The organism is Niastella yeongjuensis, assembly GCF_900110245.1.
Lineage (GTDB): Bacteria > Bacteroidota > Bacteroidia > Chitinophagales > Chitinophagaceae > Niastella > Niastella yeongjuensis.
The window spans coordinates 133223-158331 of sequence record NZ_FOCZ01000016.1; the positions used below are offsets into that span (position 1 = coordinate 133223).

General features: G+C 45.9%; 21 protein-coding genes. 6 read left to right on the plus strand and 15 right to left on the minus strand.

Annotated elements, in window-relative coordinates; translation table 11 throughout:
• Positions 1-11 precede the first annotated feature (11 nt).
• A complete protein-coding gene (locus tag BMX95_RS29635; protein ID WP_081202834.1) occupies positions 12-734 on the minus strand; it encodes an SDR family oxidoreductase in 723 nt (240 codons plus the stop codon).
• Between the two features lie 152 nt (positions 735-886).
• On the opposite strand from BMX95_RS29635, the gene BMX95_RS29640 reads away from it, so the two are divergent.
• From BMX95_RS29640 to BMX95_RS29655, 4 genes are all read left to right on the plus strand, one after another.
• Positions 887-2758, plus strand: coding sequence for a transketolase (locus BMX95_RS29640; RefSeq protein ID WP_081202833.1), 1872 nt, complete (start codon positions 887-889; stop codon positions 2756-2758).
• Between the two features lie 320 nt (positions 2759-3078).
• Complete coding sequence (locus tag BMX95_RS29645) at positions 3079-3885, plus strand: hypothetical protein (RefSeq protein WP_081202832.1); 807 nt, start codon at positions 3079-3081, stop codon at positions 3883-3885.
• A 31-nt stretch (positions 3886-3916) separates the two neighbouring features.
• Positions 3917-4495, plus strand: coding sequence for a Crp/Fnr family transcriptional regulator (locus tag BMX95_RS29650; RefSeq protein ID WP_081202831.1), 579 nt, complete (start codon positions 3917-3919; stop codon positions 4493-4495).
• 78 nt (positions 4496-4573) lie between these two features.
• The gene (locus BMX95_RS29655; protein WP_081202830.1) at positions 4574-5458 is read left to right on the plus strand and encodes an SDR family oxidoreductase; all 885 of its coding nucleotides are present in this window, start codon (positions 4574-4576) and stop codon (positions 5456-5458) included.
• Between the two features lie 51 nt (positions 5459-5509).
• Here BMX95_RS29655 and BMX95_RS29660 read toward each other — a convergent pair whose 3' ends face one another.
• The 3 genes from BMX95_RS29660 to BMX95_RS29670 all read right to left on the minus strand — a co-directional run bounded on the left by BMX95_RS29660 (position 5510) and on the right by BMX95_RS29670 (position 9685).
• Positions 5510-6460 carry an MBL fold metallo-hydrolase gene (locus BMX95_RS29660; protein ID WP_081202829.1) on the minus strand — a complete coding sequence of 317 codons (951 nt, stop codon included), beginning with the start codon at positions 6458-6460 and terminating at the stop codon, positions 5510-5512.
• Positions 6461-6487: 27 nt separating this feature from the next.
• Positions 6488-8335 carry a CocE/NonD family hydrolase gene (locus BMX95_RS29665; RefSeq protein WP_081202828.1) on the minus strand — a complete coding sequence of 616 codons (1848 nt, stop codon included), beginning with the start codon at positions 8333-8335 and terminating at the stop codon, positions 6488-6490.
• A 114-nt stretch (positions 8336-8449) separates the two neighbouring features.
• On the minus strand, positions 8450-9685 hold the full coding sequence (locus BMX95_RS29670) for a BamA/TamA family outer membrane protein (protein WP_081202827.1): 1236 nt from the start codon (positions 9683-9685) through the stop codon (positions 8450-8452).
• A gap of 239 nt (positions 9686-9924) precedes the next feature.
• On the opposite strand from BMX95_RS29670, the gene BMX95_RS29675 reads away from it, so the two are divergent.
• Entirely contained in the window at positions 9925-10536 is a 612-nt protein-coding gene (locus BMX95_RS29675; RefSeq protein WP_081202950.1) for a hypothetical protein, read from the plus strand.
• Positions 10537-10547: 11 nt separating this feature from the next.
• On the opposite strand, the gene BMX95_RS35115 is transcribed toward BMX95_RS29675, so the two are convergent.
• The 5 genes from BMX95_RS35115 to BMX95_RS29695 form a co-directional block, all read right to left on the minus strand.
• Entirely contained in the window at positions 10548-10709 is a 162-nt protein-coding gene (locus tag BMX95_RS35115; protein ID WP_165759033.1) for a hypothetical protein, read from the minus strand.
• A 10-nt stretch (positions 10710-10719) separates the two neighbouring features.
• Positions 10720-11955 carry an RNA polymerase sigma factor gene (locus BMX95_RS29680; protein WP_081202826.1) on the minus strand — a complete coding sequence of 412 codons (1236 nt, stop codon included), beginning with the start codon at positions 11953-11955 and terminating at the stop codon, positions 10720-10722.
• Positions 11956-12045: 90 nt separating this feature from the next.
• On the minus strand, positions 12046-12387 hold the full coding sequence (locus BMX95_RS29685) for a YciI family protein (protein WP_081202825.1): 342 nt from the start codon (positions 12385-12387) through the stop codon (positions 12046-12048).
• Positions 12388-12463: 76 nt separating this feature from the next.
• Positions 12464-13120, minus strand: a complete 657-nt coding sequence (locus tag BMX95_RS29690) for a metal-dependent hydrolase (protein WP_081202824.1) — start codon at positions 13118-13120, stop codon at positions 12464-12466.
• 60 nt (positions 13121-13180) lie between these two features.
• Complete coding sequence (locus BMX95_RS29695) at positions 13181-13753, minus strand: Crp/Fnr family transcriptional regulator (protein ID WP_081202949.1); 573 nt, start codon at positions 13751-13753, stop codon at positions 13181-13183.
• A gap of 89 nt (positions 13754-13842) precedes the next feature.
• Between BMX95_RS29695 and BMX95_RS29700 the strand changes: the two genes are divergently transcribed.
• Complete coding sequence (locus tag BMX95_RS29700; protein ID WP_081202823.1) at positions 13843-16293, plus strand: bifunctional YncE family protein/alkaline phosphatase family protein; 2451 nt, start codon at positions 13843-13845, stop codon at positions 16291-16293.
• A 223-nt stretch (positions 16294-16516) separates the two neighbouring features.
• On the opposite strand, the gene BMX95_RS35120 is transcribed toward BMX95_RS29700, so the two are convergent.
• From BMX95_RS35120 to BMX95_RS29725, 6 genes are all read right to left on the minus strand, one after another.
• Complete coding sequence (locus tag BMX95_RS35120) at positions 16517-19354, minus strand: DUF6298 domain-containing protein (RefSeq protein ID WP_081202822.1); 2838 nt, start codon at positions 19352-19354, stop codon at positions 16517-16519.
• 101 nt (positions 19355-19455) lie between these two features.
• Positions 19456-21087, minus strand: coding sequence for a pectate lyase family protein (locus BMX95_RS29710; RefSeq protein WP_081202821.1), 1632 nt, complete (start codon positions 21085-21087; stop codon positions 19456-19458).
• 74 nt (positions 21088-21161) lie between these two features.
• Positions 21162-22871: a RagB/SusD family nutrient uptake outer membrane protein gene (locus BMX95_RS29715; RefSeq protein WP_081202820.1), complete on the minus strand. Its 1710-nt coding sequence runs from the start codon at positions 22869-22871 to the stop codon at positions 21162-21164.
• A gap of 96 nt (positions 22872-22967) precedes the next feature.
• Positions 22968-23141: a hypothetical protein gene (locus tag BMX95_RS35125; protein WP_165759032.1), complete on the minus strand. Its 174-nt coding sequence runs from the start codon at positions 23139-23141 to the stop codon at positions 22968-22970.
• Between the two features lie 142 nt (positions 23142-23283).
• Positions 23284-24321 carry a LacI family DNA-binding transcriptional regulator gene (locus tag BMX95_RS29720; protein ID WP_081202819.1) on the minus strand — a complete coding sequence of 346 codons (1038 nt, stop codon included), beginning with the start codon at positions 24319-24321 and terminating at the stop codon, positions 23284-23286.
• A 196-nt stretch (positions 24322-24517) separates the two neighbouring features.
• A complete protein-coding gene (locus tag BMX95_RS29725) occupies positions 24518-25066 on the minus strand; it encodes a hypothetical protein (protein WP_081202818.1) in 549 nt (182 codons plus the stop codon).
• Between the last annotated feature and the right edge of the window lie 43 nt (positions 25067-25109).

Sequence of the window (25109 nt, forward strand, 5' to 3'; positions counted from 1 at the left end):
CTACTCACTACTCACGGATTCATTCTGGCAAAGAATTCAGCAATGGTGTCGTTGTTGGCCTGTGCTCTTCCTTCGCTGAAACCGAATGTTACTTCGTTTTTTCCTTCCTTCAGTTGTTGGAATACTGACTCTATGAAATCGCTCACCGGTGGATGCGCATCGTGTAAACCTTTTCCACCCAAATCGGTATTTAAAGCCGGTGGTATGATCTCTATCACTTCCACATTCGATGACTTTAACTGATGCCGGAGCGAAAGTGTAAAGGAGCGCATAAACGCTTTGGTGGCGCTGTAAACAGGCACTTTCGATATGGGTACAAACGCCAGACCTGACGACACATTCATAATTGTGTTCAGCGATTTCAACTTTAAAAATAGTTTGCTGAGATGAATAGGGGCTGTTATATTTATTTCGATTTCATTACTGGCCCTGTCAAAAAAATCGTCATTGGTTATGTTCATCCAGTTTTGAATGCCGGCATTATTCACGAGCACATTCAGATCGGGATGGTGGGTTGCCACCCAGTTGAACAGGTTGATACGGTCGGCCTCAATGGCCAGGTCACACACCTGGGTTATAACGGAAGGGAATCTTTCGGCCACTTCCTGTAACGCCGTTTCCCTTCTGCCACACACAATGACCTTGTTGCCTTCTTTTACAAATCTTTCCGTTAGTCCCAGGCCAATACCGCTTCCCCCGCCGGTGATCAAAATTTTGTTCTGTGTTAGTTTCATGTTTGTAAAGTTTGGGCAGTAAAATTACCTGAATTGGGCGGTTGGGCAATTAATTATAATGCCAGTGGCTAATAATTTCTACAATTCCCGTTAACAAACGATGGCACTTTAATTGTGCGCTTACATTATTTATCATTTGAATACCACTGGATATGAAAAATACAAGCGCCTGGGAAGAAAAGGCAAAACTACTTCGCAAATGGAGTCTTGTTTCAACAACAGCTGCTGGTTCAGGACACCCCACTTCTTGTTTATCGGCCGCAGACCTTACAGCCGTGCTGTTTGATAAATACTTTACCTACGACGTTTCAAATCCTTTAAACATATACAACGACCGGTTTGTATTGTCCAAAGGACATGCCGCTCCCCTGCTGTATGCGTTGTTCGGCATGTGCAATGCCTACGATTTAAATGAACTAAAAACTTTACGGAAACTTAACAGTCGTTTTGAAGGGCACCCGGTACCTAAATACAAATATGCCGAAGCAGCCACGGGGTCGTTGGGTCAGGGGCTTTCTGTAGGGGCCGGACTGGCACTGGCAGCGAAACGCGAAAACCTGCCTTTTACCACCTATGTGTTATGTGGCGATGGCGAACTGGCGGAAGGACAGGTATGGGAAGCAGCCAATTTTGCTTCTTACCACCGGTTGAATAATTTGATCACTATTTTAGATATCAACCGCCTGGCGCAAAGCGGGGAAACTATGTTTGGTCACCACATGAATGAATATGAACAACGGTTCCGCGCTTTTAATTTCAGGGTATTTACCATCGATGGCCATAACTATGAGCAAATAGACCAGGCCTTTGAACAGGCCCATAGTCATGCAGGCCAGCAACCGGTTGCTATTATTGCCCGGACGGAAAAAGGCAAAGGCGTTTCTTTTATAGAAAACAAAGATGGCTGGCACGGTAAGGCGTTGAAAGAAGACGAACTAAAAAAGGCGCTGGATGAATTGGGGCCTGTAAATGACAATGCCCGTTTCGACTTGCGAAAGCCCGCCACTACAACCCTGGCTGGTGATAATCCACCAGTAAACACCACTATAAAGCTTGATTTTGATAACGCCAAATCCTATGCAACCCGCGAAGTGTTTGGTGAAGCATTGGCGCAACTTATACCACATACGCCCAATATGTATGTGCTGGATGCCGATGTAAAGAACTCCACCTTTACCGAAGACGCTTTAAAGGTGACTCCTGAGCGTTTTATAGAATGTTTTATCGCTGAACAGAACATGGTATCTGTAGGGGCCGGTTTGTCAAGGATCGGTAAGATACCGATAGTAGCCACGTTTGGCGCCTTCTTTATGCGGGCAGCTGATCAGATCAGGATGGCGCGCATTTCTGAAGCCAATATAAAATTTGTAGGCTCACATGTTGGCGTTTCTATTGGGGAAGATGGCCCTTCGCAAATGGCGCTGGAAGATATTGCTTTCTTCGGTGCGCTGCCCGATACGGTTGTATTACAACCCTGTGAGGCCGTTTCTACTGCCAGTCTGATTCCGCAGATGGTGAAGCATAATGGCATTGTTTATATGCGCACCTTACGTCCGAAAACGAAATTGTTATATAAACCCGGTGAGGAGTTTAAAATTGGCGGCTCTAAAATAGTCCGGCAATCGAACGATGACCTGCTTACGGTAGCCGCTACCGGTATTACCGTATATGAAGCATTGCAGGCAGCCGATCTGTTGAAACAGGAAAATATAAACATCCGGGTGGTGGATTGTTATTCGGTAAGTCCGGTTGACAGGGATACCCTGCTTGACTGTCTGAACAGTACCCGCATGAAATGTATTGTTTCGGTAGAAGATCATTTTGCGCATGGTGGTTTGGGTGATTTTATTACGGCCGCCGTTAGTGGCGAAGGGGATTATGTTGAAAAAATGGCCGTGACAAAGATCTCTCAATCGGGTAAACAGGAAGAGTTGCTAAAAGATGCCGGTATTGATTCCTCCAGCATCGTAGCCAAAGTAAAGCAACTGGTGAAGTCGTATGAAAGCGTACATGCGCATGCTTAACAGCCGGATTGTGAGTAGTGAGTAGTGAGTAGTGAGTAGTGAGTGGGCTCCGCCAATGAAAAGGAGTGCCCGGTCTTTTTTGCACAGCCGTTGTATTACTGGCGCATGAAAAGGAAATTCGTTTAACCAAACCTTCCTGGTCCATGCAAAAAGTGGTATTTACGATAGTAGGTGGCATTGGCAGATTACTGGGTTGCAAACTTCATTACAAATAAATCTACGTATAATGGATAATGGCTATTTGAAATAATTTAACAGGTAGCCATTTTTTATTGTCTGTCTTTTTTTACATCTTGGTGGTCACTGCAACCCTAACCCTTATGATGAAAAAATTGATATGTGTTCTGCTGTTCGGTGTTGAACTGTTAGCCTGTAAACAGGCGCCGGATAAAAAGCCGGTAATAATCCCCACCGATTACATCATACAGCATACAACAGCCTCCGCCGATTCCGTAAAGCAATATGGCGATACCGCTGTCATTGCATCCCCATCGGGCTTAACCATCACGCCCCTTCCCTTCGGCCCTGCGGGCAGTACCGCCAAAAACTTTTATAAGAAAGACCCCTGGTTTTATTACAGGCTGATCGGGGAAGGTTATACGCTTTCACACGATTATTTTACGAAATATACACCTGCCTATCCATTGCCCCCCATCGAGAAATATTCCCATTCATTTGATAATGAAGGCCGGGATTATTGTCTGGATAGCGGCAGGCAGGTATCAGTTGACAGCCTTTTTACTATAAAGCATTACCGGGTAAGACTGCCGGATCATGAGCGTTTTGAAGTGTATTATACCACAGGAGATGCAGCCGTGGATACGCTGTTTCCACAGAAATATAGTGAATGTGAAATGAATTACAAGTTGTATGGCTACCTGATCTTCTATGAGCGAACCACCAAAACAGCCCACCTGTTACCGGCATTTTATCATTGGTACGGCGAATCGGATCATTCGCGTTCCTTTTATATCGATTCAAACTACCACATCTTCACCTATGAGGAATGGATGTATGAAGGAGATAATGGGGCGGCTGATATTGATGTAGGGCCGGTAAATGAAATCACCATCAACAGCAAAGGCGTGTTCACCATAAAAACGATAAAAAAGCAACGCCCTTTATAATACAGGCATATTTCTTAATTTTGAAAGGAATATGACCACCGGATTTGATACCTATTTACGCACCGGCACCAATTTGAATGATGCCGACATTGAACAGATCGTTCTGGCAGCAAAACCCTTGTCCCTGCAACGGGGTGAAGCATTGTTGCAACATGGGCAGATATGCCGGCATAAAACATTTATAGTAAACGGCCTGTTGCGCATTTATGGTTTTGGGGCAGATGGCAGTGAACATATTTTATACTTTGCACCTGAAAATAACTGGGCGGTAGAGCCTGAGAGCTATCACCAGCAATCGCCTTCTCAATTTACCATTGCCGCCGTAGAGCGAAGTGAAGTATTGGTCTGGACCAAACCCGATTTTGATCGCCTGTTACAGCATATCCCGGAACTGACAGTTCTATCGGAACAATTAATTAACCGCAGCCATATCAATAACCGCCAGCGGCTTTTTTCCACGTTGAGTGCCACAGCGGAAGAGAAATACGAAGATTTTGTTCGAAGTTTCCCCGACCTGTTGCCTCGCCTCCCCTTACACATGATAGCCGCCTATCTGGGTATTTCGCTGAAGACGCTTACCCGTATCCGCCATGCACAGGTACGCCGTTGAATGAATTATGGTCAAATGACCATAATTTCGAAAATGAGTTGACGCAATTTTGTATCCATAAAATTAAGTCAATCATTTATGCGAGTATTTGTTACAGGAGCTTCCGGTTTTGTAGGCTCCGCCATCGTTCAGCAACTTTTGCAGGCTGGCCACCAGGTGCTGGGCCTGGTACGGTCAGACAAGGGCGCCGAAGCAGTAACCAACTTAGGCGCAGAACCCTATCGCGGCGACCTCGATGACCTGGAGAGTTTACAAAAAGGCGCTGCGCAGTGTGATGCGGTTATTCATACTGCCTTCAATCACGATTTTTCCCGATACAAAGACAATTGCGACAACGACTACCAGGTGATCCTGGCTATGGGCAAAGCGCTGGCCGGCACCAACAAACCATTGGTGGTTACTTCCGGTGTAGGCTTGCTGCATGCAGACAGGCTATTAACTGAAAACGACAAACCCGCCAGTTCCAGCGCAATCCCACGTGCAGCTTCGGAAGAAGCGGCTATCGCTGTGGCTGAACAAGGGGTAAATTCCTACATCGTGCGACTGCCCATTGTTCATGGCCCCAATGACCATGGTTTCATTCCTATTGTTATTGGTATCACCAAAGACAAAGGTATTTCGGCTTATATCGGTGAGGGCAATAATACCTGGTCGGGCGTTCATCGGTTAGATGCCGCTGTTGTATACCGGCTGATCGTTGAACAACAACCTGCGCAAAAAGCATTTCATGCTGTAGCTGAGGCTGGTATTCCATTTAAGCAGATCGCCACTGTTATTGCAAAAGAATTACAGGTGCCTGTGACGAGTAAGGAAGGTGCAGATGCCGAAGCTCATTTTGGCTGGTTCAAACACTTTGCTGCCATGGGTGTTCCGGTATCGAGTGAACTAACCCGTACTACATTAGGCTGGAAACCTGTGCAACCGGGCATGCTCGAAGAATTAGTGCCTGGAGTGTATTTTTAGGCAATGGGCAAAGGGCTCATCTCTGCCTTTTGCCCTCTGCCTTCTGCCCTTTTAAAATATCAGCAATTTAGCCTGTTCAGGAAAGATCAATTTCAGGTGAAGCGGGTTATATGCTTTTAGTTGTGCATGGATCATTTGCTCGCGGTTACCGCCGGGTTTAATATGTGTGATCACAACCTGGAAATTATTTAATGCTTCAGTTCCGGAAAGTGATGCCAGGTCTTGCATTTCCGATAGTAACCAGTGCGGAGTAAGATGTCCGAATAATTGTTTATCCGGTTGCTCATTGGAGAAGGAGACTTCAATAAACAATGCTTTCAGTTTTTTGGCTTTCAGCAGCGGTGCTACCTGTTGCCATAGCTGGTGCATTTTATCGGAATGTTCTACAGAATCGGCGCCGGTATCGCCCAGGTATAATACGTATGCTTCCTTATGGCGAACGAGGAACGCGGTACTTTGATAAGGATTGGAATGACTGAGCGAAAAAGCCGTTACCTGCATCTCTGTATTTTGCAAGGGTGCTTCGGTACCGGGTGTCAGTACATCGTAATGATACTTACCCAGTGCAGGTTTATCGCCCTCATTGGCAAAGTTGGCCCAGCTTTTCCAGGTAAAATATTTATCCTTTAATACCTCGATGGTGTAGTCGAGCCCATAAATAGTTTTGGTGCTATCGTCTGGCGAATTGATGACCATGCCCGACAGGTGATCGAGGTGTGCATGTGAGATGAGATACCCTTTTATGTTTTTCTTCAACACCTCCGCAGAAGTGCCTGTTAAAAGTTTTGCCCGGATGGCTTTTTCAATGCCATAATGCAACGTGCCGGCATCGAGACATACATACGCATCGCTGCCTGTTGGCGCGATCAGGTAAGCCGACAAATTACTTTCGTCAATTCCGCCTTTTACACCAAGCGGAATGACCCGGAACGAAGTTTGGGAATAAGAATGATTGCCGATCAGTACACAGGCAACTATAAGTGTAATTAGAAATGGCTTCATGTGATAAAACTACTGATAAAACCACCATTATTCCATTACCGGCAATTGAATATGTGAAGGGGCATTGGCCGAGCGGTATACTTTATGCGTGGCTGCCCTGAAATCGCTTTCCTTTGCCTCGAAAATATTGGGCACATATGTTTGCGGATTGCGATCGATGATGGGGAACCAGGTACTTTGTACCTGTACCATTATCTTATGGCCCTTCAGGAATACATGGTTTAGCGTGTGCAAATCGATCGCATAGGATTCTATTTTACCGGGCGTAACAGGCTCGGGTTTTTCAAAACTTTTTCTAAAACGCCCTCTGAAAACATCGTTGGCTACCATAAACTGGTAACCCGCCATTTTGGGTTCCTTCGGATACTGTTGTGGGTAAACGTCAATCAGTTTTACTATCCAGTCGGCATCGCTGCCACTGGTGGCGGCAAATAACTGTGCGATCAGTTTTCCTGTTACTGTAATGTCTTGCTGCAGCGTGTCGGTTTCCCAGCTTAATACGTCTGCTCGATTGTGTACAAACCGCTGGTCTTCCGTTAGCCAGGTATACCAGCGTGAATCGGGCCCGTATGTTTGTTCTATCGGTCTGTTACGATAAGGTACCGGATGGGCAGGGTCTGATACGTAACTGTCGTATTGGTCGTTATTGGCAGCTGGTTTGTCAAAGGTAAGTTTACCGCCTGCCTGAAAGTAAAGGTTCTTTGGTATGGCTTGCCGGGGCGGCCAGCTGTCATAATTTTTCCAGGTATTACTGCCTGTTTGAAAGGTGATGGCTTCTGCAAAATGTCCGTCGCCTTTTCCTTTCAGGTAAAAGGCAAACCAGGGCGCCTGGATGTTCTTTCTGAAGTATTCGCCGGTGGCAGAGTCGAAGCTGATGTTACCTAGTTTATCGCCCTTTTGAAATGCCCACTGGCCATGATTCCATGGACCTATAACCATATGGTTGAAGTGATGCCGGTCGTTCTTTTCCCAGGTTTCATAGGCAGTAACCGGACCATAAAAATCTTCCTGGTCCCACCAACCGGCTACGTTCAGGTTGGGTACCCGGGGCGAATCCAACTGTAATTGCACGGCCCGCTCTTTCCAGTACGAATCATAATTCGGGTGCTGAGCAAAATTGTTCCAGGAAGGCAGTTTGTTATGGAAGTAGTTTTTGTTTACGTTCGATAAGGGGCCCAGTTGCAGGTACCATTCATACGTATCGTACAGGGTGAATGGAAAAAGGGAATCTGTTTTACTGATCTCTTCCATAAATGCATATTCGAAGGAATAGCTCAACCGGAAGGCGCCATTGTGGTGGAAGTCGTCGCCCAGGAACATATCGGCATGGGCAGCCTGTTCTGAAACTGCCTTTAAACAGGGATGAGGGTCTATGGCGCCCATTTCGGTTGTCCAGCCATCGTACGAAACGCCGAGCATGCCAGCCTTCCCGTTGTTGCCAGGAACATGTTGTAGCAGCCAGTCGAATGTATCATAAGTGTCGGTACTTTCATCGATGGCTTTGGGGTCTTTTTTGTTGCGGGGTAATCTTTGCATTACATAAGCCCCTTCTGAACCATAGCGCCCACGTATATCCTGGCAAACAAAAATATAGCCGTCTTCGGCCATGTCTTTATAATAGGGTATTTTTTCAGGACTGGGGAAATTTTCGGCACCATAAGGCGTGCGTTCCATTAAAAAAGGCAGCGGTTCATTTGCCTCTTTTGGCGTATAGATTACCGTATGTAAATGGATGCCGTCCCGCATGGGGATCATGACGTCTTTTTTATCATATTTGTCATCCGGCGACGCTTTTGCCTGTGCCCGGGCTGTACCAACCAGTGTTATACTGGTAATTAGATATACAAAAAAGGATTGTTTAATAAGCGTAGTCATTGGAAGTAATTTTTATTAAGGGCGGGAACGGGTATGCCAAAATAAAAATTATTACCCAGCCAGTCAAACGAAATTTGCCAGCTTATTACCTATCAAATTAAAGATTCAATCTTTTTAAAATATTTCGCCCAGGTTTACAAAGAACCCGCGGGAGCCATTCTGGCCAAACCCGTAGTCGATACACAAATTGGCGCCGGAATGTTTGTTGAGTTTTATGCGCAGACCAAGTCCGTAACCGGGGAAGATCTTATTGTAGGCTTCAGAAATATCGTCGGAAAAATGCTGGAGGTTTATGAAAGCCACCCCGCCTATTAAGCCATTATTGGTAATGCCGAAGCGATATTCCGTTTCAAAATAACTCATGCTTTTACCTCTGTACCGTCCCTGGATGTATCCGCGGCCGGTGTTGTAATTATCATCCCAGCCGGTGCTGGGCAATAATAAATAAGGCGAGGTGCCGCCTGTTACAATCCATTCCATCAACCAAAATGCCAAAACATTCTTCGAGCCTTTTGGGAAGTTAACATACTTTCTGGCATCGATCAGGATCGAATGCCAGGTGCTGTCGCTGCCGAAGGCTTTGGGGCTGTACCGATACGCCACATTGAAATAAACGCCCTGTTGTGGGTTTATCTGGTTAAGGCGGTTGTCGTACAAGAGGCGCAATACAACACCTGATGCGGTTTCTGTGGTACCCAGTTTATTTGTCAATTGATCTTTGAGGTCATCCGATAAAGAATCCGTTGGCCTGATGTTCCAGAGTTTGTCAAAGTAGTAACCAAGGCCAACATAAAAATTATGCGACAATGATTTCATCACCGTCTGGTGTACTTTAATGCCTGAGAAGTTTATGGTGAATCCCTGGTTAGGATCTGTTTCGCCGCCGAGGCCGTAAATGACAGAAGGATATTTGATAAATCTGAAATCGGTAATGAAATTGTAGCGGTTGCCTTTAGTCCAGGTATTTATTTGGAAGGGGATCAATACCTGTTTCTTTTGCGAATAGGTAACATTTGTAGTGATGCTGGAGATCTTGGTATCTTTTGCTGTATCGGTATACCAGGCCATGTTAGCGCTTATGATGCCTGCGAAACCTGTTTGCAGGGTATAACCAATAGCAGGCACAATTGAAAAATGCTTGCGGGTGTCTTTTTTCAATGCTGTATCGGGCTGTAATGGTGCGTGCGGGTTAAAGAGATGGTGCAATACATCGCCCATATCTTTTTCAGGGACTTTTTCGGCTGAAGTACTATCAGAGGGAGGGGTTTGTTTTTCCTGTTCGGAAGATTGAGCAAAACTTTTATGAACCAACACTATCACCAGTATCAATAATATCAGCTTACGTATCAAAAGTCGGTATTTTAGGTAATGACGGTTAAAACCGGTAATATTATAACAAATCTATATAATACTCATGCCCGGTTTGTATTTTAACGGGAACTTAACCACATCAGACGCTATTTGAGCGATAAACATGCGTTTGTAGAGTAATTGCTACAATGCAGAGCTGGTCCGGGTTTACGTTTTTCATAATAATGATATGCCAATGTAGGTCTCTCCCCTTCCCGGCATTGGTGTATATTCGGAGCATGCTACAAAACCGGGTAAACCCATTAGGTGAAATTATCAGTACAAAAGCCAGAGGTGCCTGGATGGGTAATCGCGGCTTGCTGCACAACGATAAACAGGAAATCGTACGGCCATTCCGGTTACCCGCCTGGATCACCTGTGTGCTTGCATTTAAAAATAGAAAACGAATTGTAATGTCGCCCGGATTGTATACCGAACTTTTTTTCCTTGATGAGGCCACGGCTTTTTCTGCGGGTCACCGGCCGTGTAAAGAATGCAGAAGGAATGATCATTTACGGTTTAAAAAATACTGGCTCCTGGGAAATCCAGGTTATGATTTCAATGAGAAAACCAGTATTACGGAAATTGATAAGATTATTCACCGCGAACGGCTGGGCGTCAACAATACCAAAGTGACCTTCCTGGCGGAGATCAGCGAATTGCCCGATGGGACTTTTATCCTGCTTGATGAAAAACCATTTTTAATAAAAGGCGATTGGTTATACGCATGGACACCTGCCGGATATGATACTGGTATAATTAAACCTGGTAAATTGGAAGTGACAGTTCTCACCCCTGCTTCTATTGTAAGTGCGTTTAAGGCTGGTTATCTTCCTCAAATGGCAGTATAATGAAGAACGTGTTATTTATAAAACACGAAGAATGATATGATCCAGATGGTAGCAATGATCGTGAGGGCCTGGTAATAACTCCAGAATTCGCCGAGGTCAACTTCTTTGTCATATTTGGCCAAACTGATAAATGCTCCAAGAACTGGTATCCAATAAATTGATTTATTAGCCATAAAGAACTAGTTAATGCTCCATCAATTTAAGTATTTTATTGGAGATTATCAACTTGTCTGCCGCTGATTTGGTTAATGCCAATGCATTATGAAAATGTGTAATAGCTTTTGTGTTATCGATACTCATATACAGCTCGCCCAGCAGGGAATGGTATAAATGGTTCCCGGAGAGGTTTATCTTTTCTGCTTCTTTGATCGCTTCCTGTTTGCCGCGAGCCTTGGCGAGGGCATAGGTCCTGTTTAAGGCGGCAATGGGCGAATATTCAATCAACAACAGGTGGTTATACAGGTGTAGAATACACTCCCATTTTTTATCTGTATCGGCCTTGGTGGTATGCCAGTAGGCGATTCCCGCTTCCAGGTGGTATTTGGAAAGCGTATTTCCTTCTGAAGCCTGGTTTAAAAAGTACTCGCCTTTTTCAATCAGTTCCTGGTTCCAGAGGTCTGTGTCCTGGTCCTGGTACAGCACTATTTCCCCCTGCGGGTTCAGCCGGGAGTCGAATCTGGATGATTGAAAACACATCAGCGAAAGCAGGGCGTTGGCTGCGGGTGTATTCAAATGCTCATTTTCAACAAGCATATAGGTTAATCGCATCGCTTCCAGACAAAGGTCTTTGCGCAGGGTGATGTCCTGGTTGGGAGAATAATACCCTTCATTATAAAGCAGGTATAAGGTGGTTAAAACGGCAGGTAAGCGCTCGTTTATTTCTGAGGCTGTTGGCTGGGTTATGGCTATTTTTTCTGTGCGGAGCTTTTCTTTGGCGCGTTGCAGCCGTTTGTAAATAGCTGTTTTATTGGTAAGAAAGGCATTGGCGATCTCACCGATCCCAAAACCACAAAGCAGGTTTAACGCGAGGCCAATTTGCGCTTCGGCGGCGTTACAGGGATGGCAAACCACAAACATCATAGCCAGCTGGCTGTCGTTGATATTCCTGACTGAGAGGTCAATTTCAATTTCTTCTGAAGTGGTGGTGGTATACTTTATTTCTTTTGAAATGTTTTGGGCAAACAGGGAGTTGCGCCGCAGATAGTCTTTCGTTTTGTTTTTGGCAACGGTATACAACCAGGCGGTTGGGTTTTCGGGAAGCCCTTTAAGGCCCCATAATTCCGAAGCCAAAAGAAAGGTATCGCTTACCAGGTCTTCTGCTATTTCAATATGGTCTATGCCGAATAACTTACAGAGTACAGAAACTATCTTTCTGTATTCAGTCCTGAATAAATGCGGTATTAATTCGGCTTGTTTCATAAGTAAGGCTGACCTGTAAGGTACGCATTCGGGTCTTAAAATATCAGACTGTTTATGCGTTCCTGACAGGTCAGCACCATCGAGTTCAAATTACATAACACTGATCTCTCTTATTTCCACATTTCCGCCTGCGCCCAGTATGGGGCATTCTTTGGCCAGTTCTGTTGCTTCTTCTTCCGTGTTGGCTTTTACAATGCTATACCCTACTATCGATTCTTTTATTTCAGTGTATGGCCCGTCGGTAATTACATTGTTTGGGTTTAACACCTTGCCTGTAAGGTTTAACCGGTTTCCGCGATCGGTCAGTTTGTTTTGTGCGGCAATACCGCCGATCCAATCCATCCAGCGTTTTGTATTGGCTTGCATTTCTTCGGGTGAACGCTTAGGCATGGCAGCGATGTCAGTTCTGAAAATTAACAGGAAATCTTTCATTGTAGTCAATATTTAGTATTAAAAACTAATGACGAACGGCTTTGACGGATTGGACAGGTTTTTAAAAATATTTTTTTCAGGCAGTTTTAAGGGTATTCCGGTCTACCCAGTAAGCCAGCAGCACAAACAGCCATTGAAACTGGGCGCTCCAGGCCAGGGCCGTTTCGTTCGCAGGCGCCGGTCCCCACGAGCTGGACAATTGCACCAGTACAAACAGCGCTATCAATACACCAAATACTATTTTACCCAGGGTGTTTTTAAATTGAACACTGCGGAGGTACAACACAATGCCGGCTACAAACAGGATCACTTCTATGACTATTTCAACCGCGGGTGAACCCCATAACGCTAATCCAACATGGGTTGAATTGTCGGTTGGCAATAAAGGCAGGTCGCCAAAGTGCACAAAGAAGTCGAGCACCCAATGACTAAATACCGCCAGGCCCAGTATAAGGGCATTCCTGCCATTTTTCTTAACCAGGAAGTAGATTCCCCCAAACAACAACGACCAGCACAACGCGCCTATAAGGCTGTGTGTATACGGATAGCTTTTAAACTCAAGGATGCGGTTGCCACTGAGTTCAGGATGTATAATAACGTGCTCTATATGCAACAGCAAAAACGTAGGCCAGATCAGGTCCAACAGTTGTACTGCAATAAAAAAAGTTCCCAGTGAAATAGCGGGTGCGGTCTTTTTTAAGCCCATTCCCAGGCCAAAATGTCCTATAAACATGTGTCATTTGATTTAGGATTCAAATGTCATCGAAAAGAACATGTGACCGCTTGACTTAAATCAAGAACTTATTCGCTTCCGGATGCGGCTCAGGGTTTCGGGCGACATCCCCATCATGGAGGCCAGGTATTGCAGCGGCACCTCATTAAAAAGGGCCGGGTTATAATTGAACAGCCATTTGTAGCGGTCTTCGGCACTCATCGACAACAACGAGAACACGCGTTGTTCCATAAAGACAAAACAGCGGGCGATAAACAGTTTTTCCAGCTGGTGCCATTTGGGAACGGTCTTTTCCATGGCGTTGTACCCGGTACGATTAAGGGTATAACATTCGCAATCGGTCAGCGCCTGTATATAACATTTTGCGGCATCATTGAATAGCATCCCGGCCAGATCGGTTATAAAACCGCCTTTGCCTGCTATCCATTGTGTTATTTCCTGGCCATTGTCATCGATGAGGTATACCCGCATTAAACCCGATTGCAAAAAGCTGAGGGAATGGCAGATCTTACCCGGTTTTAAATAGTAAGCGCCTTTCTGAATGGTTTCAGGTTGAAAAAAAGAGGCAACCTGTTGTAGGTCTGTGCCCGTAATATTCCAAAAAGAAGAGATATAGGATTCCAATTCGTTCATACAGTCAAATATCATTATTATTTTAATATTCAGGTAATCTTCGCTGAATAGCTTTGCCAGTTCATTTTTGAACTTAATATCAGGGGATTATGTCAATAAAAAAAATAGGTTTTGTAGCCACCTTGCTGGTGGCGGGCAGTTGTTTAAACGCCCAAAGTCTCTCTACTATTGAAGCAAAACGGGTAAAACTGCCTAACGGCTGGTCATTAACGCCGGTTGGAAAAAGTTTGCCCCTCGGCGACCTGCCTTTAAATATAGCCATCAGCCGCACCCATCGCTATGCTGCCGTTACCAATAACGGGCAAAGCACGCAAACAATCCAGTTGCTGGACGCCAAAAACGACACGCAGCTCGACAGTGTAGTGATCGGTAAAGCCTGGGGCGGTCTGGCATTCAGTGCCGATGAAAAAGACCTGTATGCCTCCGGTGGCGATAACAACTGGATAGTGCGATACGCCATCACCAATAATAAACTCATTGCTGCCGATACCATCAAATTAGGCGAGGCCTGGATTGGCCGGGCTGCAAAACCCGTTGCCATCTCCCCTGCCGGACTGGCCATCGATGATAAAAAAGGCATCTTGTATGTAGTGACCAAACAAGACAACAGCCTTTACCTCATCGACCTGAAAACAAAAAAGGTTCAACCCAAAATAGAACTGGGGTCAGATGCTTATACCTGTCTGCTGTCGCCCGACCGGTCAAAACTGTATATCAGCCTGTGGGGCGCCAATAAAGTGGTGGTGTTTGATACGGAGAAAAACAAGCTGGTTGATTCTGTTGCCGTGGGTGATAATCCCAATGATCTTTGTATCTCCCGGAACGGACGCAATTTGTACGTTTCGAATGCAAACGACAATACCGTTTCGGTCATCGATCTTACGCAGTCAAAAGTGCTGGAAACGCTTAATACGGCGGTTTATCCCACAGCGCTCAGCGGTACTACGAGTAACTCGGTTGCACTCAGCAACGACGATAAAACACTATACATCGCCAATGCCGATAATAATTGTCTGGCCGTATTTGACGTGAGTAAACCAGGTAGCAGTACTTCGCTTGGTTTTATCCCTACCGGCTGGTTTCCCAGTGTGGTTAGAATGATAGATAAGAAATTATACGTTGCCAATGCCAAGGGCTTTTCTTCCCTGCCCAACCCTTACGGCCCTAACCCGATGGGAATAAAACAAAACGTGTTGTTGCATGGTGGTGATACCGCCGCGCCCAAAACGGTACAATATATTGGCGGCGGTCTATTGATGGGCACCTTAAGTGTGATCCCGGTGCCTGATGTAAAAACACTGGCAGTTTATTCGCAGGCAGTGTATCACAATACGCCTTATCAAAAAGACCAGGAGAAAAACGCGGTGGGTGAAGCCGGTAACCCGGTTCCACAAAAAATCGGCGATGCCTCTCCTATCAAATATGTGTTTTACATTATCAAAGAAAACCGCACCTACGACCAGGTATTGAGTGACCTGCCGCAGGGTAATGGCGATACCAGCCTGTTGTTGTTTGGCAGACGGGTAACACCCAACCACCATGCACTGGCCGAGAACTTTGTGTTGCTGGATAATTTTTATGTAGATGGCGAAGTTAGCGCCGATGGGCACAACTGGAGCATGGGTGCTTATGCCACCGATTATATGGAGAAGAACTGGCCCACCAGTTATGGCCGCAGGGGTGCAGGTGCCGTGAGCGCTACAGCCCTGAACAAATTATACATCTGGGACCAGGCCAATCGCTTTAATGTTTCTTTCCGCACGTATGGTGAGTTTGTAACAGCCGCCAATACCGCCCGGATCCCGGTATTAAAAGAACATTTTCCCCCGGCTTATCCCATTCTTGATCTGAAAGACACTGATACCATGCGGTATCGGATCTGGGAACAGGATTTCGATTCGTTACTGGCGCATAATGCGCTTCCCCGGTTGAGCACCGTTCGCATGTTGAGCGATCATACCGAGGGAACAACACCGGGCCGCCCAACACCCTTTGCACATGTGGCCGATAATGACCTTGCTGTTGGCAAACTGGTTGAGCATGTAAGCAAGAGCCCCATCTGGGCCAATACGGTGATCTTTATTCTGGAAGACGATGCGCAAAACGGCCCCGACCATGTGGATGCCCACCGCTCAACGGCGTATATGGCCGGTGGTTACGTGAAGCGGAAGTTTGTTGATCATACCATGTACTCCACTTCTTCCATGTTGCGTACTATGGAACTTATTCTCGGAATGCCACCCATGACGCAATACGACGCAGCAGCTACGCCGATGTGGCGTTGTTTCAGCAAAACACCTGATGCCACGCCATTCACCAGTTTACCTTCGAACATCAATTTAAACGAAGTGAATCCCAGCGGCACCCGCCTGGCTGCAATGGCCAAAGGGCTTGATTTTTCTGAAATAGACCGTGTACCCGATGCCATCATGAATACCATGGTATGGAAAGCCGTAAAAGGCGAACACGCACCCGTTCCTGCCCCGGTGCGTGCTGCCTTTGTAAAGACCAATAAAAAAGATAAAGACGAGGATGATTAAGGTTGATCAGTTGACCAGTTGACGAGTTGACCAGTTGATCAGTTGACACGTGAGTGGTCAGTTGTCAGTGGTGAGTGGGTTACCGATTTTTCAGACCTCTGCAATTTCGCGAGCTTACTCACTACTCACTACTCACTACTCACTACTCACTACTCACTACTCACTACTCACTACTCACTACTCACTACTCACTACTCACTACTCACTACTCACATATTTCGATTCACGATTTCTCTTTAATCCACAATACCGCTCTGTTCGCATCAGGTTTGGGAATAGTAATTTTCTTTCCACCCTTGATGCGAACATTGTCTTTTAAGGTATTGCCGGTAGCCGGATCGATCCAGGCTGCGGTAAAACTTTTATTGGTGCCGGTGAGATCAACCTGTGCAGAATTGGCGCTGCTGTCGCAATAAATAATAAACGATTTGTTTTCGTTGGCCAGTGCATATTGTCCTGCAGGCTGTGCTTCCAATGGTTTCATGGCAGCTGCGGCATTCAGGAAGCCGGGCGCTTTTATTACCGGGATATCGGCCAGTGAACCACCCGCCATGAATACGGCCCAGCCAATTGCAGAATCCTGTTCATCCTGATCTTCTATTGTACACATAATGGCTTTGCCCGGATATTTGCTATGATACTCCTGCACCCCACGATATGCCTGGGCAAAGGTGGTTGGTTTGGGACGCAATTGTCGTGCATGTTGCCGGGGCGATAAATTTACGCCGCCTTTGGGGGCGTATAAACTGCCATCGAACTGGTAATACCAGAAGCGGATATTGATGATATTTACCAGGTCGGCCCTTGATTTATCGGCCAGCAGGGAATCCTGCACATCTTTGGTAGTGCTGAGGGCAACAAACGGTTTGGCATGATGCTCCTGCTCCCACTCTTTTATCATATCTACCCAGAAGTTTACAAAATGCAAGGGGCCGGTGTATTCAGCGCCGATCAGTTGTATTACGTTGTGGTTGGTGCTGAAATTATCCAGGCATTTGCGGATATAGGCACGATGCAGTTCGCGGTACGCCGGATTGGCAAGGGTATAATATTGTTGCGCAATAAAAATGCGTTTGTCTTCTGCATAATTGACCGGTTCGGGAAAGGGCGTGTGGTTAACGTTGTTGGCCGTGCGCCAGGGATAATCGGCATAGTGACCACCGGCTTCAAGGATGTTGTGCTGAAAGTAATTTTCATGCAACAGTACCAGTCCATTTTCATCGGCCAGTTGTGCAAACCGGTTCAACCGTTTCCAGTACCAGGTATTGTATTTGGTAAGATCGTATTTGCTCAGGCCATCCCAGGCTGTGTCTTGTCCGCTGCGGGCAAAGGGCAATTCATAAAACGGCGCCTTTACATCGCCATCCATGCGCCGGATGCGTTCATGGTCATCGCGGCGGCGTTCGTACCACAAACCGTAGTTGTGATCGAGGGCAACAAGGTGATTGCTGTCCATCCAGTTGGCTACTTCCTGCAGGTCATCGGTAAGCCCTGTTCCGGTTCTGCCCGGTACCCAGCGGGTAAGGTGTGGTATGGCTACGCCAATGCCCATGGGGGTTAGATTGCCCGTCCAGTATTTGATGTGGTGTTTGCCACCTGTTACTACTTTTCCATTACAAACGATCCAGCCATTGTTGTTGATCGACATGGCCATGATTGGTTTTGCCGGAACAACGGGTTCTTTAAAACCTGTTTGTTCAATAGTTTTAATACCAGCCGTATTGATGTCTATCGGGTTGGTTTTATCTACTTTGTCGATCCAGTCAGACATGGTAACATTGGGCTCATAAGCTTCTGCAATGAGTCTGGCTGCCATTTCGTAGGTTGGACTGGTAGTAGGCACGCCTGAAAAGCTGATCACATGCGCCCTGTCTGTTCCCGGTTGCCCGATGCGTTCGGCCAGTTGTGCATAGTATAAACTTCTTGGTTTGATGTGTTCATTACAATCGTACCAGCTGCCGTTGCCTTCAAAGGTGGCCCATACGCCAAATGCCCAGTTGATGCCGCCTTCCGGTTGAAAGCACAGGGCTTTGGCTGCGCTGCATTGCCATAAAACGCTGTTGCGTACCCCGGGACCGGCTTCTTTTTCAATCAGGCTGTTATAGGGAAAGCCTAATGCGTTGCCATCTATGGTGACAACATCGTACAACACGTTCGAGGCTGTTTTTTCAATGGTACCGCTGTAGCTGTAGGGTAAATGTGATTCGCATTGTACAAATACATTCGAACCCCAGGGTGAATACCCAACTGCAAAATCATGGTAACCGCGTTCGGCATACAAACGCTGGAACAGAACCTGTTTACCAATGGTATAAAAGGTATTTCTGCGTTGGCCGCCTATTTCCGATACAGGGGCTAATGATTTACAATCTTCCACGGTTATACGCGCAGCTGTTGCCAGCACGCACACGGCTGAACCGGCAAAATGTTCAAAAGTTACCCGGCGAACCCAGGCATCCTTTACATTTTCCATAGTAATGGCCATCCAGCGATGGGCTTCATCTTTGGGATTGCTTACGTCGTAAGCCGAAATGCATCGCAGGTTCTCCACTCCTATTTGCGATACCTGGCTGGTGGCGCTGGCTGCATTACCTATATGGATAAATGTTTCGCGATCAGTGCCTGCAGCAAACAGAACAGTGCCGGCTGCATCCATGCCGCTGCCGCGGAGAATAACACCGGGCGCTTTTATTACCAGTTGTCCGTTTACTTCAAATGTTCCTTTGCCCAACAACACCGCGCCGCGGATGCCTTTTTCATTCAATGGCAGGGTGGCTACATAATCCAGGGCCGATTGTATGCGGCTGGTGGCATCGCCATTAGTGGCCTGTACCACTACACGAACCGGCACTTCAGGAATAATTTCATCTGCACCCATATAACCACAGGTGCTGAAATCGGGTACTTTGTTACCCTGTGCATCTGCGTTGTATACCAGCTTGCCATCCTTTCCTAATTGAACAGGCGGCAGTTTTGTTTTTGGATTGGGGGGAACCACTTGCGCCGTTGCCATGTGTACCGCTAAAAGACCAAGCGCAATAGAGTAAAATGATTTTTTCATATCTGGCAGGAGAATAAATTATAACATTCAGGTAAAAAGAAGGCCACCCTGCTTCTTAGGATGGCCTTGACGATTGCTTATGAGAGACTTAGAACACTAAACTACATTTTGTCTTTTACCACACTGTTGAGGAACTCTTCAATGTTGGTATAACCATCACCATCACGGTCTTTTACTGCATCCGCTGCATCTTTGGGATTCAGTTTGTGTGCAGTTTCCCAGGCATCAGGCATACCATCGTTATCACTGTCTTTATAAGGCGTTCCTTTGTATTCAGGATAACCACCTACCTGGCTGGGGTCGGTAATGATACCTTTTTTGTACGAATCTACCGGTAAACGCTGGTGTACATATTTTTCACCGGGGTGAGTTAAAATACCACCTTCTGTATAATAGATCTTATTTTCTTTCACCTGTTTTACGATACGCGCGTCAACGGCATCTCGGTTGGGCAAAGTAGCACCCACGTGTTCCAACACATACGTGTAGGCGTCCTTAGCGGGCATAATGGTGATCTTTGGCATGGGGAATGGCTTGTCGACCCGGATCTGTGAAGTGAATTCACCACAATCGCCCAGTTCACGTACCTGTACGCCGCCTGCCCAGTTGTCTTTGGTTACGGCATCGTTGCCTTCCACTATATTACCGTTTACATACGCCTTACCAAAAACATTGGCATGTTCTTTATCACGGCCGGCTTCTGGTTTCAGAATACGATGTCCGATCGGTTGGTCCAATGGGGTAATAGGACCTGGTTTGTAATAGTTGTTGATGAAGTTGAACAACGATTTGTGATCGCCGCCATCTGCGCTGCGGTTCCACCAGTTGTATACTACGTTGTTGGCGAAGTTGAAATCACCATCCATACCAACTGACGGGCTGCGGCTGATGTTGCTCGACCACAGGTTACGCACGAATGCGCTGTTGTGACCGCCAATGGTACTGCCGAACGCATGGTTATACGTATCGAGTGCTTCAGAGAAAATACAGTTCGACATAGTAATGTTCACTGTTGGTAATTTCTCTGGTTTTGAACCATCGCCTTTGTCGTACACGTGACGGTACATACTCATGTTCTCATCAAGACCCCAGCTGGCAGATACGTGGTCGAACACGATATTGCCTACACCGTTGCCACCCAATGCATCGTCGCGGCGGGTAACCTCAGTGGCACCGCGGCGGAAACGCATAAAGCGTACTACAACGTCGTGCGTATCGATCCATACTGACTCACCGGCAATACAAACACCATCGCCGGGAGCTGTTTGTCCGGCAATGGTAATATAAGGAGCACGAATGCTTACCGGAGTTGTCAAATGTATAATACCTGATACGTTAAATACTATTATACGGGCACCACCCTGTTCGCAGGCATCGCGGAATGAACCGGGACCACTGTCGTTCAGATTGGTTACTACAATCACTTTACCACCTCTGCCGCCAAAGGAGAAGGCACCACCGCCTTCAGCACCGGGGAAACAGGGGATCTTTGCCTGGGGCAGGTCTTCTGGTTTGGAAGCCCAGGGAACATAGGGCTTTCCTTTTTTGGCATCTGCCTCTATAATAGGTAAGGCTTTTGCAAATGCTTCATCAGATTTTTTCTTTACTGCTGCCATTACCTGGTCGGCAGAATCTTCCACTGATTTTGGAATTGTAGGATATTGTGCATGTGTAGCGGTGCTAAAACCTATACAAGCCAGTGCCAGAACAGAAACCCGAAGGTTTTTTTTCATATTAGTGAGATTTTTATGAGATTTTGTGTTGTTTTGACGCTTTTAATTATACAATCTTTCACTTCCGCTGTTTTTTAATACCCCTCATTCTGTAAAAACTCTCCTTTATTCGTTACTGCATTGATCTGTGCCAATGGAATTGGTCTTAATACGCTGTAACCTTGTATATAAGACGATGCATCGGGGTTATGTAGTTGCACTCTTGAAATTAAAGTATTGGTTCTTTTTAAATCGAACCATCTTAATTGTTCACCGGCAAATTCGCGGGCTCTTTCATCGAGAATAAAATCCAGTGTTATGTCTGATGCCTGTACGGTCATTGCAGCTTCATGACCGGTTTTGGCTGCTCTTTTTCTTACTGCGTTTATGAAGGTAGCGGCCGAATCCAGCTTGCCCATTCTGAATTGTGCCTCCCCGGCTATCATATACATTTCGGCCAGGCGGATCATGAATACATCCCGGGCGCTGTTGGTTTCTTTTTCAGATGCGCGGGTAGGATCGTTGAACTTGGTGAGCGAAATATAATGGAACCTGTCCTTAGGTACACCGGTACTTACGTTGTACATATCGTTTATGTCATATGTTTTATACCGGTAGGCAGTGGAATACTTCTGTTGAAAATCGTCGATTGGGTATTTGGAGCAAAATACGGCGGTGTCGCCTACATTGAATTTTGGTTTACCTACCAATGGCAGTAAGGCCGGGTTTTGAACCGCATCCAGAGAGTCCCATTTAGGCAGGGTGGCTGAATTATTCGCAATCCATGTTTGTTTAAAGGAACCGGCAAAACGGGCATCGTCGTTTTCATTAAACAGGTTCAATAAGAACAATGTTGGCATCCAGCGGGTACCGGGCAAATCATTTGCTACGTCTGTTTTCATGCCGGGTAAGGAGATGTAATCCATCAGGAACATCATATGGCCTTCGTTGGCGCCACCTCCATTGAGTGTGTAGGTGGATGCATAGTTCAGTGGCCACACCACTTCACTGTTCTTTTCTTTTGTTATATCCCACAGATCGGCATATTTACCTACCAGCGAATATTTATACCCGGTGATTACTTTATTGGCATAATTGCTGGCTTCCTGCCAGTTACCGCGGGTAAGCGACAGGCGGGCGTAGAATGCTTCAACAACTGGCAGTGTTACCCGGCCATAATCGGTGGCTTTCTCTGTCAACTCGCTCATGGCTGTTTTCAGGTCTGCAAAGATCAGATCATACACTTCGTTTACGGGTGTGCGCGATGCAGTGGTTTGAAAAGTTGTCATGGGCTCGGTAGGCGTAGGAATGGGACCAAATGTTTCAACCAGGTGCCAGTAGTACCAGGCCCGTAAAAAGTGTATTTCACCATCCAGCGTTTTCTGGCGGTCGGGTGTCAATTTAGCTGTTTCCTCTTTTGACAATGCCGTATTACATTCATTGATGCCCTGGTAGCAGGGAATCCACAGGTTATTGTTGAGATTGTTGTTATCTGATACAATTCCCTGATAGGTGGTAAGCGGTGTGGTGGAGTTGATGCCGTTCACTGTTTTGCCGCCGTTGTTGGCTGCATTCGTCCAGATGTCGGTACCGGCTTCCATAAATGAATAACCTTCTTCTTTTCCGTATAGTAACCGATTGTGCGAGTAGATCCCATTTACCCCCGCTTCAAATCCTTCGGGGGTATTGAATAACGATTCAATAGTAGCGCCGCTCGGATTGTATTCCTCCAGTTTTTTATTACAAGCTGTTATAACCGAAATGCCCAGTGCTACCGGTATCAATATTTTTATGTGTTGTTTCATTGTTCTTGACATTTAATCGTTTTTTAGAAAGTAAGATTTAATCCGCCGACAAACAGTTTATTCAACGGCTGGTCAACTATACCCTCACTTTCGGGATCAAAATCTTTGTTGTTTTTTGAGAAAAATGTTAACGGAAGCGCCCGCCAGCGGGTTACCATTTGTCTGGTCGGTTACCTTTCCGGTGACGGTTATTTGCTGGGCATGTACCTTTAAACAGCATAGCAAACTGATAATGGCGCATAGATAGTTAACTAAACGTCGTCTTTTCATACTGCATTCGTTTTTTGAAGTAAAGCTGAGTTTCGAACTATTCAGGTGTATAAGAGCTTTCTACTGTAAGGGAGTGGATATGGCTGGATAAGAATATATTAAGGTGTAAACGTTTACATTTTTATTGAAAAATAAAGGGGTACTACAAAGTACCCGGTTTAAAGCCACACGATCGCCGTACCATCAGATCGGTATTGATAATTATGTTGGCGGCCGGCCGTGCGGGGTCTTCAATTCGCTGGTACAACAGCTCTATGGCCCTTTTACCGATCTCAAAACCGTGTTGTCGAACGGCAGTAAGCGCCGGATTAAGGGAGGCTGCCCAGTACATATCGTCGAAACCCACGATGGCTATTTCGTCGGGAATGCGCACGCCCCGTTCATGGATCTTTTCCAACGAACCCAGCGTAAGCAGGTTATTGGCGGTAAAGATGGCTTCGGGTGGTTCAGGCAGATCGAGCAGTTCTGCCGTAATATCTATTCCACTTTGGAAATCGGAAGCGCGTCCGCGGATAAGTGTATCATCTACAGGTAAATCGTATTTACGCAAGGCGGCTACGTACCCCGCAATGCGTTCATGGGTAGTAGGGATCGACAAATTACCGGTGATGTGGGCAATGCGTTTATGCCCCAGTTTAATAAGGTGTTCCACCGCATTAAATGCGCCCCGTTCATTGTCGGATTTTACTACATCGGTACTGCAATTTGCAAGCCCGCGATCTATGCAAACCACTGCATGGGTTTGCTCAATCAGGTCTTCGACGTATTTGTCGTGCCCATGATGCGGCGCAATTATAAAACCATCGACCGACTCGGATTTTAAAATGTTGATGTACATTTTTTCCTTCTCGGGGTCCTGTGAAAAGTTGCCGATCAGAACAGCCGAGCCATTGGCATAGGCAGATTCTTCAATGCCACGGATCACATCTATATAATAGGGGTTGCGAATGTCTGGTATTACCAGGCCTATAAGCCTTCCCGATTTGTAGGAGGAACGTAAACGCTGGGCAACACGGTTGGGATGATAGCCGGAGGTCTTAATGGCCTTTTCCACTGCCAGTTTGGTCTCTGGTTTTACAACCGGGTCTCCGTTCAAAACTCTCGAAACAGTAGCAATGGATACACCCGCCATTTTGGCGACCGATTTTAAGCTGGCAGGTTGTTTTTGTGAAGTACTCAAAAGCAATCGTTTTGTTTGTAAACGTTTTCAGAATTCTAATTTAAATAACAATTTTAGAATATCTGACAGCCGCACCTAAAAAAAATAAATTTTAATCTGAGGTTAATTGAACCGGCCTGTTCTTTAATTGTCGAAAATACACCTCTGCAGGTTGCATGAGTGGAATAAATAACGCAGAAGGAGGTGTTTTCAGCGGTCAGTTTAAATTGCAGGCAATGTTATACTGTGCTCTGGGTCTTACTGCTTTACAATTTATGTGTAACAGGATCTTATCGGTGTTTTTATCTTTTGCAAGATCTACCTGAATTGAATTACTGGTTTGTTTATCTATTATTATCACCCCGTTTTCGTCTTCTCCTGAGGAGGTCTTCAACCAGGTATACCCCCTTAAATTGCCCAACAGGCTGGTCGCCGGCATAATCATTTCATCAAAATAGGGCACCGTGTCGTTCCTGAACATTACTGTTTCATTTTGACAATCAATTTTCAGGGACTCGATAAATTTCAGGTTGTTATCGGTTGTGGTAAACGTGATCACATTCGACTGGCGGTTAACTTTTACCGATCCGGTTGACTGTACTGACCGGACTTTCCTGTCGAAGCTTAAGACTTCAACCTGGTAACTGTCTTTTGCAAGAAGGGAGTCGATAAATAGAAACTGGCTGCTACGGCCTTGTTGGCTAAACGTAGATTGGCTGGCAGCAAAGGTGGCAATCGCTAACAAAAACAGAGTTCTTAATCTCATCGGCACTATTATTCTTGAGACGAATATAAAGATTTTATCAAAT